Raw genomic sequence first — 13,914 nt, 5'->3', positions numbered from 1 at the left:
CGCTTCTCTCAGAAGCGCCGACCGTTGTCCGAGGGGCGGCACTCAGACCTCACTCTTCGCGGGAGGAGTCCAGCGGCTGGCGGCGATCTCCGCGTCCAGGCGGCCTTGAAAGTGCGCGTGCGCGGCGCGCATCTCGGACTCGCGGTCCGCCTTGTAAAAGGGAGTGGTGTAGCCGGCCGGGGGTGGGGTTGTCTCAGGGTTCTCCAGGTGGGCCAGGAGGTCGATGTAGTCCTGCTTGGTCTGGCCGTGACCGTAGGTGTTGTGATGGCCCGCGATCTTGCGGCCGTTGGCGTCGAAGTAGGTCTGCGCCTCGTAGTCGTACAGAACCGGGTAGCGAGACTTGTAGATTGCCACGAGTTCGTCAGCAGTAATGCCGAGGCAGACGGAGACGAGTGCGTCGAGTTCGACGAGCGCGGCACGGCGTTCGTACTCGGTTCGAAGGGGGATATTGTACTGCCAGGTGGCGGTGAGCCCGGCGGCGAGCGGCTTCATGTGGGGCCAGTCGGGATTTGCCCAGTCCTCGTAGCCGGCCCAGCGCGGATCGTAGAGCTCCTCCCACAAGGGGGAGTAGTGCTCGGTGAGGGCGTTCAGGCGCAGCGTACGGAGAAGAATGGCCGGGGCGAGGGGATGGGACGGGTCGGCGGCGGGCATCTTGCGGGCCTCGGCCACTTGCAGATCAGAACGGCCTGTGACACGCAACAGGTAGTCCAAAGGTAAGGAAGCCCAGAAGCCTGCCGTGAGGGCGGTCAGCCGGTTATTCGGCAGAGCCATCGATTGTACGGCGTGAATGTGCGCAGGACCCGGCGGGATCAGAGCGGCAAAAAGGCTGCGCTCGTTGGTCAGCGGGATCATCTTGCGCCAGGCGACTCGGAAGTACTCCGTGTAGCGTCGAGTTCCGGACAATTCCCAGATGTCTTGCGCAGCGGTGAAGTCAGCCTCGGAGCAGGCACGGACGTAGTTTGTGCGAGGAACGACGCCGGCCGAGATGGTGAGCAGGTCAAAGGCGGACCAGTCTCCCTTGCTGCGACAGTTTTCGTTGGGTTGCTTGAAGAGGGGTGTCGCGGGGGCCAGGTGAGGCCCTTGTAGGATCAGGTCATCCAAGGCGTCGGGGACCTGCGTCGACCATCGGATGTGTCCCTCTTCTTTTCCGTTCTTCTCGTGGTATCCGGAAGTGATTCTGGGGTTCTGGTCACCCAAGCGTAGGTTTACGCTGGCAAGCGCTGAGATGGCTTTCTGTTCACTACTTGTGACTGGGTACAACAGAGCCGCGGATTCATGGCCGTCCAGGTCTTCGCCGGCGAGCCGATGCCACTGCTGCAACCTGACTGCGTCGACTTGGGTGAGGCGTGAAAGGTGAGGGCGAAGATCCCAAGTTTGATTGTGCTTCATTCCGGGCGTCGGGCCGGTGCCATCATGGATCAGCGAGGCAGGCAGGGTTTCAGGTGAAAATAGCCAACTGATGTGCGTGAAATTGACCGATTGGGATTGGCCGTAAATGTGTACGCCGAACTCGAACCGATGGGCGATTTCGAAAAGTGTGAGAGCATTTGCGAAATGAGCGTGCAGTCGTAGATGTCTATACGTGGCGGCGCGCAGGTTGAGCTCCCTGGTGCCACTGAAATGCGTGTCCGGGTGGATCAGGCCGGCGATTCCAAGTTCTGCTGTTGAGTTCCAGACGCGGCACATGAAGGCGCGATATAGATCTGGCTGGGTCCCGACCAGCAGCGGGTAAGTCGCAGTACTCGCGAGTGATGAGACGAGTCCAGCGTTGTCGGTCAGCTCGCTGAGGAAGTACGGTCGCGCTGGGGAATCTTCCCGCAACAGCTCTGACTTTCGCGACCGCCACTCGGTTACCCCCGGCCTCTCGGTCAGTATGAACCACGGTTCATACTCGGCAAGAACCCCGTCCTCCAGCCATCGAGGTCGAACCCAAGGCGGATTCCCCACCTGCAGGTCGAACCCACCCCGCGCCCCAAAGACCTGCCCGAACTCCAACTCCCAGTGAAAGAATCCCTGCCGCTCAGCCACGTCCCTCGCAACCCCCGCCCACTGATACCGCGACTCCAACGACGTGAACCGCTCCATGCCCATCCACTCGGGCAACTCGTCCTCGTACCGCTCCAGCTCATCCAGCGTGTCGAACTGAGCCACCAACGAATCCGCAGACACATCCTGCGTCCCCAGCAACGACTCGGCGAAGTCCAGCCAGTCGTCCAGCGAGGCCAGCGGAATCACAGCCCGCCGCTCACCGCGAATCTGCTCCTTGCGACTACCACCCCGCGCTGCCCGCGACTTGACCTCCACGACCTGAACCTCACCGAACAGGTCCTCCGACTCATACGTCTCCCGCGCAGGCGCCCCCGCCTGACTCGGAACCGCATCCGCAGGCGAGGCCGGCGCCGCCGACACCGTCCACCCCGCCGACTGCGAAGCAACCTCCGCCGCCCGCGTGTACACCTCCGCCGACCCGTCCAGCAGCGCCGCACTCTGCACGGGCCAGAACCACAGCGCACACCACGCGTCCATCAGCGTCTTCAGCCGCCAGTACGGCGTGTCAACGGCCTCCAGGTCCGCCTTGACCTTCTCCCTCGGCACCGCAACTTCCGGCGACCGCAGCCACCCCTCCTCCGCCCCCCACACATCCACCCGCCGCGAAATCTCCCGCTCGGAGATCTCCAGTCGCCGCACGACCAGCCCCCACAGGTACTCGGCCCGCCGAGCCAACCCCTGCAACCGCTTGGTCTGCGTGGCGTTCGGCGACTTGGTGATCGCCTTCCGCCAAGCACCCAGCGCCTTCGCCTCCTCCGGCGCCAGCGCCTTCGCCTCCTTCTCGGCCGCGACCGCGCCCCACTCCTTCGCCGGAAGCAGGAAGTGATGCACAGCCCCCTCAGGCAGCGCAGCGCCCCCCACGGCCTCCGACAACGGGAAGCGCTCCGGAGTCGCCCCCAGCCAGCCGCCCTTCTTCAGGCGCTCAGCGGAGTAGATCTCCCGACGCCCGCCGATCAGCGAGTTGCCCCGCCGCAGGTGCAGCCCGAACCACGGCGCCTCCATCCCCGGATGCATCGTGTTGAGCCACAACGACACCTCCGCCAGCTCCACCGCCGTGTTGTTGAGGTCGACGCCGTAGGAGTTGTGCAGCGCGATGTACGCCTTGGCCTTCTGAAGCTCGACCGCGTACTTCTCCGTGTCGATCGCGACGCCCAACTCGTCCTGCCGCCGCCGCAGATACTCCGCCGCGACCTGGTTGATCGCCTCGTTGAGGAACGCACCCGAGCCGAGCGCCGGCTCGCAGATCTTCCAGTCAAGGAGCTCACGCGCCTCGGTCACCGTGTCGTCCTGGTCCAACCGGTGCTGCAACGCCAACTGCACGGTGACCCGCGTCAGCGACTCCGGCGTGTAGTACGACGCCGACGTCTGCCGGTCCCGCCCCGACAGCCGGTACACGAACGAGCCCGGCGCATACCGGACCCGCCGCTCCTCACCCGTGTCCTCGTCCTTGTGCCGGACGAACACCTCGTCCGGGTACTCGTCGGCCTTGGTCGCCGGAACCAGCCACGAACCGTCCTTGGGGTCACCGTTCTTCGCGACCTCGTACAGCTCCTCGCCCGCGACGAAGCCGGAGTACGACATCAGCCCCTCGTACACGGCCCCCAACTGGTTGATCCCGAGCTGCGCATACGAGATGAACCCACCGCGCTCCCTCTTCTTGCCCCGCGTGAGCATCAGCAGCCGCAGCACCCGGTACAGCGTCTCGTTGCGCAGCCGGGTGTCGATGAACCGCTCCCCGCCGTCGCCCTCACTCTCGACGCGCGGGTCGGGAACCGCACGCGCGCCGATCAGCCGGATCGCCTCCGGCTCGAACAGCTTGGAGTGCAGCGGCTCGAACCGCAGCCCCACGTCCTCCGAGGCCTTCTCCTCCACCACCCCGTGCGTACGGCGCGGCCGGTACCCCTCTTGCACCTTGCTGAAGAGCAGATCCAGCGACTCGTACAGGTAGAACCCCTTGCGGGACTTCTCGTCGACGAGATCCCGCTCGGCGATCAGCTCACCGAGCCGGCCCAGCCCGTACCCCATCTGGTACTCCGGGTAGTCCGACGGCAGGATGCCCAGCTCCGGCCGGGCCTCGGCGTACAGCAGGAACAGGATCCGGTACAGATAGCGCAGCGACTCCCGCGTCAACTGGCGGCCCAGCTCCGGGAGTTCCTTGACCTCTTCCGGGCGGACACCGCCCTCCCGGATCCGGTCCAAAACCTCGTTGGCGATCAGCTCGACGCTCAGCCGCAGCCCGTCCCGCAGCTCGCTGCTGACGCCCACCGCGTGCTTCGTCGACTTGTCGACCAGCGTGGCGAGCGGGTTCTCCCCGCCCTCCTCCGGCGTGCGCAGCGAATCCGCGCCGAACAGCGCGGCCACCGTGTCGAGTTCGCCGCCCGCCTTGGTGTCGTTGCGCTCCAGCGCCGTGTCCAGCGATACCGCGAGGTACCGGCCCTCACCCCACACCGCCCGGTCCGCGAGCACGACGACACCGCCGACCAGCAGCAGCACATAGCGCGGCGCGTCCTCGCACGCGAACAGGAACGACGCGAGCTTGGACCCCGTGGCGACCGTGTGCTGGCCGTCCAGACGCAGCTCCTCCAGCAGCCGCCCGGCCCCGTCCGGGTCCAGCGCGTCGTCCGGCTCGGCCGACCAGCCGCAGTCCAGGGCGACGAGATCCTTCTCCGCGTGCGCGACCGTCACCTCGTACGACTGGTCCGCGCGCACGACGGTGAGCGTGCCCGGCTTGGCATCGAAGCCGAGCGCCCGCAGCACCTCCCCGTTCAGCGTCCGCACCCGGTCGCGCCACTCGGGGGCGTCGTACGTCACCGCGTCGTCGCCGGTCGCCGCCTGCTCCTCGTCCAGCGTGAAGTACGACCGGGCGGCGAAGTACGTGCGGCGCAGCGCCCGCAGGCCCGCGCGCGGGGTGACCGGGAGGGCCCCCTCGGGCCGTTCGGCGCCTGCGGCGTCCTCCTCGCGCTGCTTCCACTCCGCGAGGAGACCTGACTTGAGGTCTTTCGGGAAGACCTCGGCGAGGTAGTGCGCGGAGAAGTAGTCACCGCGGTTGACCAGGGAATCGAACGTCATCGTGAGAAACCTCGAAGTGGGTCGGTCAGGCGGCGGTGTGGGCGGCCGGGGCAAGGACGGCGAGGACGCGGAGCATCGGGCGGCCGGTGGTGAGGAGGGAGTCCGCGAGGGAGGTGAGCCGGTCCCGCGTGGCGGTCGGTGCGGAACGGCCGCCCGTTGTCAGCGTCGGCTGCTCCCACGCGCCCAGACGCGTCTTGTACTCCTCGATGGGCGCCCGCAGCGGTTCGTCCCACGCCTCGCGGTGCCGCTCCAGGAACGCCTCCGCCGTGTCCAGGACGCCGGGGATCGCCTCGGCGAGCAGTTCCGTGTCGTGGGAGAGGCCCGGGTTGGCCATCGTCGGGCCGACCTGGGCGCGGCGCAGCACCGCCACCATGTCGTCGTCGACCTCGCCGTCCGTGGTGACCGCCATCCACTTGACGACGGTCGGCCGGCCGAGAGCATTGGAGTAGATGCCCTGGACGAGGTACGTCGGTCGCGTCACCTCGGCCGTCAGGACCGGCGCCTCCTGCCGGTCCAGGCGGACCAGGACCTTGTCCGTGAGCCACTCCATCACCGGGTGCAGATCGGTGAGCAGGGAGATGTCGGGCCAGCTCGACGTCGCCGACGCGCGGGCGCGCGTCAGGCTGGCGTCGGCGAGCCGCCGGTTGAAGGTGACCCTCAGCCGGTCGCGCAGGCCCTGCTCACGGACGTAGTCCGGAGGCAGCGCCTTGAGACGGTGCACCAGGTCGGACGGCGGGACGAACGACAGCAGACCCGTGTCCGGGTCGGCGGACAGGTCCAGCCGGGCGTGGGCGTCCGGATACACCTCGCGCAGCGCCTCGTCGAGGAACTCACGCGCGGAGCCGAACAGACGGGGCACGTCCGCCCGGGGTACTGAACTCGTTCCGTCGCCCGCCTCGGAGGTGCCGGGGTCCTCCTCCGGCTCGTCGTTCACCGCGCCGAAGAAGTCCGCGAGGAAGTCGTCCACGCCGTCGCCGGCATCGCCACCGGAACTCCGGTCCGCGTCCAGGGACTCGTCCACGTCCCGCCCCCGGAGCAGATCCTGGATGAGGGACTTCTCCTCGGCCTCCGCCCGGTACAGGCCGGACACCGCCTCCGCCGTGCCCAGCGACCGGTGCGCCTCCGCCTCCCGCTCAAGGAGGCGCTCGGAGACGAGCGTGTCGTCCTTGGCGCCGTCGACGCCGCTGGTGAGGATCAGCGCCCGGAACTGCGGCTGGTGCGCCTGCCCGTAGCGGTCGATGCGGCCGTTGCGCTGCTCGATGCGGATCAGCGACCACGGCACGTCGTAGTGCACGAGCTGGTGGCACTGGCGGTGCAGGTTGACGCCCTCGGAGGCGACGTCGCCCGTGAACAGGATGCGTACCGGCGTGTCCGCGAGGCCGAAGTCCTCCACGCACTGCATCTGCTGCTCGTCCGACAGACCGCCGTGCATCACCCGGGCCGCGTGCTCGGCGGCCTTCCCCTTGAAGCCGAGCGCCGCCGGTACCGTCCGCGCGAGCCACTCCAGCGTCTGCACCCGCTCGGAGAACACCACGACCCGGGTGTCCGACTTCGGCCCGACTCCGATCTCCCGCAGCTGCTCGACCAGCGCCCCGAACTTGCCGGAGTCCGTCTCCGTCATCCCCGACGCCAGCTCCAGCAGCCGGTGCAGCGCCGCGCGCTCGGCGGCCGTCGACTCGGGGGCGTTCTTCTTCTCCAGCGTCTTGATGCGCGTACCGACCGTGGCCTTCAGGGCCGCGTGGGAGGAGAGGAACGATTTCAGCAGTGTGTACGGGAACAGGGGGACGTCGCTGACCGACGCCGACCCGTCGGACGGCAGCCACACCGCCGCCAGCTCCTCGAAGATCTTCTCCTCGGCGGGCGTGGCGTCCACCCGGATCGAACGCGACGGGCCCCGGTCCGCCCACTGCCCCTTCATCTGCTCCCGCACCTCGGGGCTGACCTTCGTACGGCGGATGAACAGGTGCTTGATGTCGTCGGCGCGGTAGTGCTCCGGGTCGCGGATCGCGGCCGGGTCGAGCAGCGAGATCAGCTCGGCGAAGGAGCGGGCGTCACCGTTGTGCGGGGTCGCCGAGGCCAGCAGCAGCGCGTCGGTGTGCGGGGCGAGGGTGCGGGCGAGCTGGTTGCGCAGGGAGCCCTTGTTGATGAGGTTGTGCGACTCGTCGATGACGACCGCGTCCCAGTTGATGCGCTCCAGGTGGTGCTTGTACTGGTCGGTGTTCTTCAGGGTGTCGATGGAGACGATGACCCGCTTGAAGTACGTGAACGGGTTGCGGCCCGCCGGGATCTCCCGCTGGATCCGCTCGATGCCCACCGAGTCCAGCCGCACCAGCGGGATCGCGAACCGCGTCCACAGTTCGTGCTGGAACTGCTCGAGCACGTGCTGCGGGGTGACGACGAGGATGCGCTCGCCCCGGCCCCGGCGGATCAGCTCGGCCAGCGTAAGGCCGATCTCCAGGGTCTTGCCGAGGCCCACCACGTCCGCGATGAGCAGGCGCGGGCGCAGATTGCGGCCCGACAGGGCAAGCTGCGCGGGGCGCTGCTGGTAGGGGAGGGCGTCCAGGAGGAAGGAGTCCGCGAGCGCCAGGCCGCGCTCGGCCTGCGGCAGCGGCGTCTTGCGCAGCACCGCTTCGAGGAACAGGCGCGAGCGGCGGAAGTTCGGCGAGTCGTCCCGCACCAGACGGGTCCGCCTCGGGTCGAGCAGCTCGATCCGGTCGAGGCCGGTGAAGAAGACCGCTTCCTGGTCGCGCACGAAGTCCGACGCGCCCACCGCTTCGATCCTGGCCCCGTCGTGCTCGGTCCGCGTCGCGTTGCGCACCAGCCACACCTCGTCCCGTACGAGGATCTGGGCGCCCGGCGGGAACTGCGCGTCCTCGCCGCTCGTCGCGGGAGCGGTGCTCAAGTCGGCGGTCACGCGGGTGCCTCCTGGACGGTCGGGTCGATGGGGTGGACGGGGGGTGGGGCAGGCCGCCGGTGGGGGGACGGGCGGACCGCCGGATGGTGCAGTGGGGGGAGCGGAGACGAGGCCGGGCCGGGCGACCCGCCGGGGGTCGCTCAGAACGGGGCCTTCGCCGCGTACACGGTACGCAGCCGCTCCGCCGTCTTCCGAGCCTGGACGGAGTGCCGCAGCGTGGGCGCCGGCTCCGGGGTCCGCCGGGTGTCCACGGGCGGGCGGAGGCTCGGCTCCGGCTGGTCGGGCGCGGCACCGGCGGGGCCGTCACCCGGCCCGGCGGATGCGGCACCGGGGGTGTGTGCGGGCAGCGGGTCGGGCTCGGCCGGGGCGGCGGGCTCGACGAGCGTGGCTGGGGTCGCCGGCACCTCGGCCGGTGTCTCCAGCTCGGCTGGCGTGATCTCCATGACCTGCGTCTCGTGCGCGGGCGCGGGCCAGGCCAGCGTGGGGACGCTGTCGGCGGGGGCCGGCCTGTGCTGCCGTCGCTCCGTCGTGTGCGCGGTGAGTTTGCGCCGGGCGTGGGCGATCTTCATGCCCTGGGCCTCGATCAGCGCGCGGCACTGCTGCACCACCTCGGTCAGCGACGGCCGGTCCCCGGCGCCGTGGGCGAGCATGCCGGTCAGCAGCGGCGTCAGATCGTCCGGCACACCGGACAGGTCCGGCGCCGAGCCGGGGTCCGTGACCAGGTGGAACACCATGTACGGGGTGGCCGCCTGGTGCGGGTAGTGACCCGCCACGGCGAACAGCAGCAGGGCCCCCAGCGCGTACACGTCCACCGCCGCCGTCAGCGGCTTCACCCCGGCGGCCTGCTCCGGGGCCATGCAGATCGGGGTGCCGACGACCTGGTGCGGGGCGGTGAGCGAGATGGTCGACTCGGTGAACGCCGCCAGGCCGAAGTCGATGATCTTCGGACCGTTGGGTCCGAGCAGCACGTTGGCCGGCTTGAGGTCACGGTGCAGCAGACCCTGCGCGTGCACCCCCGACAGCGCCTCCGCGAGGATCGCGCCGAGCGCCGCCGTGAGGACGGACGGCAGCGGGCCGTGCTTCTTCACATGCCGCGCGAGGTCCGGGCCGTCCACGTACTCCGTCGCCAGCCACGGCTGCTCCGCCTCCGCGTCGGCGCCCAGGAAGGCCGCGATGCGCGGACCCCAGATGGTCTTGAGCACCTCGATCTCCTGCGCGAACCGCTGCCGGGACTCGGAGTCCACCACCGACGGTTTGATCACCTTGACCGCGGCGGGCTCACCGCCGAGTGACTCGCCCAGGAAGACCTGGCCCATGCCGCCCTGGCCGATCCGGCCGAGGAGCTCGAAGTCGCCCAGCGAGAGCGGATCCTCGGGGTTCAGGGGCGTGATCTGCACGTGTGTCCTCGACATTCGGTCCGGGCGCGCCTCTGATCAGCCGCGATGCGTGCCTGGAGACACGGTAGTGGATGACGGGGGACTCAGGAACGGGGGTTGCGGAATGGAGATATCAACCTCTATGGGTGAGGAAGTTGTGGAGGGTTCGCGGTGGTGGCGGTCTGCCGCCTATGGCAGGGCGTCCCGGGGCGGGAGCAGCTGACCCCCGGTCAGCCCTGCGGCCAGCAGCCGCGCCGTCTCCTCCGCCAGCCGCGTGGTCCGCCGCGCCTGCGCCCGGAGCGCGTGCACGTGCCGGAACGCCTCCCCGTACCGCCGCTGCTCCTCCAGCGGCAGAAGGGGTACGCGCAACCTGCCCGGGTTGACGCTCAGCACCGTGCTGCCCGTGGACGCGCCCGCGATGTTCTCGTCGGCGCCCAGGAAACCGGCGAGGAACCACGCGTCCAGGCGCTCCGGATCCGGACGGAACAGGTGGACGTGCAGACCGAGCAGCGCCCCGGCCTCCTCCTCGCCCGCCACCCGGGCCATCGGCCCCTCGCCGCTCACGACCGCCCGTACGAGAACGTCCCCAGCGGTGATCACGGGCGCCGTGTCGCTCCTCAGCTCCGCCGGGTCTCCCGAGGGACCCGAGCCGCGCGAGATGTCCGCACCGGTGAGCACCGCACGGCCCTCCGTCCCCTCCCCGCCCGCTGCGGACCCGCGACTGCGCGCACCCTCCGGCACCGTGCGCAGCAGCGTGAGCGCCCCGCCGCGCGCGAGATCGGCCACCGTCGCAGTCCGCCACTCCCGCGCCGTCGCCCCCGCCGCGCTCCACTCCTCCTGACCGGCCGCCCGCACCAGCGCCTTCCCCGCCTGGGCCAGGTCCCGGCGGGCGGCCTCGACCTCCGCCGACAGCTGCGCCGGATCGACCTCGGACCGTGACGCCCGGACCAGCCGGGCCGGGGTCAGATCCACCACGTCGTCCAGCAGGTCCACCACACCGACCGCGCGCGCGACACCCGGTTCGCCCTCGAACGCGTCCGGGTCCCGCGTGAACGCCCGCCACGCCCCGAGCGCCCGCGCGGTCACACCCGGCCAGTCCAGGGAGGCGGAGCGGCCCGCGCCGCGCGTACGGCCCGACGCCGTACCGGCCGCAGCTCCGGCCGCCGAGTCCGCCGCCGCGTCCACGAACAGCACCGACTTGCGCTCCGGACCGCCGGGGTCGGGCCGTTGCAGCACCCACACCTGGAGCCCGACGTGCAGCGGCAGCGAGGCGCCGGGCGGCAGTGCGATCACCGCGCGCAGGGCGCCGCTGCGCACCAGCTCCGCCCGCACCCGGCGCCCCGACGCGCGGCCGGCCGTGGCGGGCGGCAGGAGCACGGCGGCGTGGCCGCCGGGGGTGAGATGGGCGAGCGCGTGCTGCACCCACGCCAGCTCCGACTCCGCGCGCGGCGGGACGCCGTACGCCCAGCGCGGGTCGTACGCCAGCTCGTCGTGACCCCAGTCCCGCACGCCGTACGGCGGATTGCACAGGACCGCGTCGGCGAGCACGTCGGCGAAGGCGTCCGCGCGGAGGCTGTCGGCGGCGTGCACGGTGACCGTGGCCCCGGGGGCCGTCAACGTCAGGCTCACCGCGCTGCGCAGCACCTGCACGGGCAGGCTGTCCTGGCCGTACAGCTCACGCGCTCCCCGGCGCGCGGCCGCCGCCAGCAGGGAGCCGCTGCCGCACGCCGGGTCGAGGACCCGCGCCGGTGCACCGGGGAGCAGACGGGCCATCAGGTCGGCCAGCGGGGCGGGCGTCAGATAGGCGCCGGACGCCGCGCTGTCCTCCAGCTCCCGTTCCGCGAGCACGCCCAGCGCGGCCTGGCCGCTCTCGTCGCGGACGCACGCGTACAGCGCCCGCAGCGCCGCCGCGTCGCCCTGCTCGAAACGGACCGGATCGGCGGCCGGTACGGCCTCGGCGGCCGCCGTGGCGTCACGCTGCGCCTGCGCCACGAGCTCCGCGTCCGGCAGCTCCGTCGCGGCCGTCAGCTCCTCGGGCGAGCGCCCCGCCGCCGCGAGGACCAGCAGCAGGAGGCCCTCCATCGGGCCGCTGCCACCGGACTGCGCCCGCAGCCGCAACGTCGTACGCAGCTCCTCCACGGGGTTCGCCGCCGAGGCGTGACCACGCGCGGCGAGCCAGGCGCGCACCGCCTCCAGGTCGTAGAGCGGACTGCTGTCCGTACCGCCAGCCGGCGCCGGGAAGTCCTCGTGCCGACGGCGCCAGTTGCTGACCGTGGCGCGCGTGACCCCCGCGATGCGGGAGATCTCGGCGGCGGTCACCTGCGCGGATGACTGGGGCATGGCGACGGGTGGGCCCTCCCTGGAGACGATGGTCAACAACCTACAGCGTCCGTCATATGTGTCAACGTGATTGACGGTGCTTTCAACGCTGTGCTTGTCTGGTTCTGCTTCCGAGGGGAAGCCGCAGAACCTCCGGGGGGAGTCCCATGCTTCTGACCATGCCGACGGCCGTCGTCGAAGGCACCCAGCTCACGGTGATGCCGTTCCGCACCGACGCGGTCGTCGGGACGATGTCCGTGCCGACGCTCGTCCAGCTCGTGCCCTCGCCCCGCGCCGAGGAGGACCCGCGCAAACTGAAGGCGGCGTCCGGCCTGGTGCGGCGGCACGCCGAGCTGCGGGCCACCGTGCAGCGCACGCTGAAGTCGTCGCAGAAGGGCAAGAACGTCGGCCCCTACGCCGAGTACATCGCCGCCGGACTGAAGGGCGAACTCGGCGCGGCCTGGTCCACCCCGCCCGTCACCCTCTGGCACGCCGGACCGCTCGCCGCGCTCAGCGAGGAGCTCGTCCCCGGCAGCGGACTGCGTACTCTCACCGTCGCGCCCGGCACGATGGTCGTCGCCATCGACGGCGAGACCCAGACCACCGCCTGGCACGACCTCTACGAGGACCCCGAGGCCTACGGCCTGACCCACCCCGAACTCGCCCGCGTGCGCCTGCCGTTCGAGCTGTACATCGACCTCGCGCCCGCCGACGCCCGGCAGATCTTCTACGACCGCAACGTGCAGGGCGTGGCCGTCGCCAAGAACCTGGCCATGTCCATGGACCAGCGCGACTACGGCACCCGTCTCGCCCACCTGCTCGCCGACGCCGTGAACGTCGACGTGGACGGTCAGCGCGTACCCTTCTCCCGCCTCGTCAACGTCAGCAAGCGGCAGGTGTCCGTGAGCGACCGCGAGGTCGTCACCCTCTCCGCGCTGCGCGCCCTCGTCGTCACCACGCTCTACGGACGCAACGGTCTTCAGCGCTCCGCCGAATCGGTGCACGAGGACGAACTCCCGGCGGCGTACCGGCCCGAGCAGGTCGAGGCCACCGTCGTACCGGTCCTCGCGCAGCTCATCGCCCGCCACGCCCACCACTTCACCGCGCGCAGCGCCATCACCGCGCCCGCCGTCCTCGCCGGCATCGGCATCGCCGCCCACCACACCATGCCGTGGACCGACACGGCGTCCGCCTTCCGCACCGACGACCTGGTCCGCCTCATGGGCGACATCCGCTGGGAGCGCGAGGCGAAGTACTGGGACGGCGTCGCGGCCAAGACCGGCACCTCCGGACGCCTCAACTTCAGCGGCGGCGTCAAGGACTCCGGCGGCCGGGTCGCCGAGGCGATCCTCTACCCGGCGACGGAGGCGGGCCGCAGGATCCGCGGCTGCTGACCCACGGGCGGCGCCGCCCTCTCACGCACCCACACCCGTCACGCCTCCTGGAACGGAGCACACCATGTCCTTCCACCAGCCCCCGCCGCCGCCCAACCAACCACCGCACGCCGCCGGCCCCTTCGGCCTCGGCGCCCCGACCGGCCCCGGACGGCCCCCGGGCGACCGCAGACGCTGGCTGAAGTACGGAGGCGTCGCGCTGGTCTCCCTGCTCATAGGCGTCGGCATCGGCACGAGCGGCGCCTCCACCGACGACGGCGAGGCGACGGCCGCCGGCACCAAGGCGAGCCCGCGCCCCACGGCCACCGTCACCGAAACCGCCGAGGCAGAACCGGCCCCCACCGTCACCGAGACCGAGACCGAGACGGTCACGGCGAAGCCGAAGAAGACCGAGAAGCCGGGCCCGGCGACCACCTTCTCCGGCGAGGGCGAGTACCTCGTCGGTGAGGACATCAAGCCCGGCACCTACAAGACGGCGGGCCCCGAGGGTGACTTCGGCTGCTACTGGGAACGGGCCACCAACGCCAGCGGCGAGTTCGACTCGATCATCGCCAACAACATCCTCAACGGCCCGGGACGGGTGACCCTCAACAAGGGCGAGACCTTCAAGACCAACCGCTGCCAGGAGTGGAAACGGGCGGGGTGAACGGCGGTCGTACCGGTTCCCCTCCCAGGGCGCCGGGACGGGACGTTTGAGCTGGTGAACTTGGCTGCTGTGCTTCTGGGGCCATGATGTCCTGCCTTACTATCTGAAAGCGCCGGGATCTTGTCGATCTGGGGAGATGCGAGGGTT

General features: G+C 70.5%; 6 protein-coding genes. 2 read left to right on the top strand and 4 right to left on the bottom strand.

Annotated elements, in window-relative coordinates:
• Positions 1–42 precede the first annotated feature (42 nt).
• From AC5L3C_RS05040 to AC5L3C_RS05025, 4 genes are all read right to left on the bottom strand, one after another.
• Positions 43–5,118, bottom strand: coding sequence for a class I SAM-dependent DNA methyltransferase (locus tag AC5L3C_RS05040; protein ID WP_493647160.1), 5,076 nt, complete (start codon positions 5,116–5,118; stop codon positions 43–45).
• A 25-nt stretch (positions 5,119–5,143) separates the two neighbouring features.
• Positions 5,144–8,032 (bottom strand): DEAD/DEAH box helicase, encoded by a 2,889-nt coding sequence (locus tag AC5L3C_RS05035; protein ID WP_493647158.1) that lies wholly within the window; start codon positions 8,030–8,032, stop codon positions 5,144–5,146.
• Between the two features lie 140 nt (positions 8,033–8,172).
• Entirely contained in the window at positions 8,173–9,429 is a 1,257-nt protein-coding gene (locus tag AC5L3C_RS05030; RefSeq protein WP_493647156.1) for a serine/threonine-protein kinase, read from the bottom strand.
• Between the two features lie 168 nt (positions 9,430–9,597).
• Positions 9,598–11,748 (bottom strand): N-6 DNA methylase, encoded by a 2,151-nt coding sequence (locus tag AC5L3C_RS05025; RefSeq protein WP_493647154.1) that lies wholly within the window; start codon positions 11,746–11,748, stop codon positions 9,598–9,600.
• Between the two features lie 146 nt (positions 11,749–11,894).
• On the opposite strand from AC5L3C_RS05025, the gene AC5L3C_RS05020 reads away from it, so the two are divergent.
• Both AC5L3C_RS05020 and AC5L3C_RS05015 read left to right on the top strand, forming a co-directional pair.
• On the top strand, positions 11,895–13,121 hold the full coding sequence (locus tag AC5L3C_RS05020; protein WP_493647152.1) for a DNA sulfur modification protein DndB: 1,227 nt from the start codon (positions 11,895–11,897) through the stop codon (positions 13,119–13,121).
• 64 nt (positions 13,122–13,185) lie between these two features.
• The gene (locus tag AC5L3C_RS05015) at positions 13,186–13,767 is read left to right on the top strand and encodes an Rv1352/Rv1906c domain-containing protein (protein WP_493647150.1); all 582 of its coding nucleotides are present in this window, start codon (positions 13,186–13,188) and stop codon (positions 13,765–13,767) included.
• Positions 13,768–13,914: the final 147 nt, after the last annotated feature.

Source organism: Streptomyces speibonae, from assembly GCF_984686075.1.
This window is presented reverse-complemented; position numbering and strand designations above follow the sequence as displayed.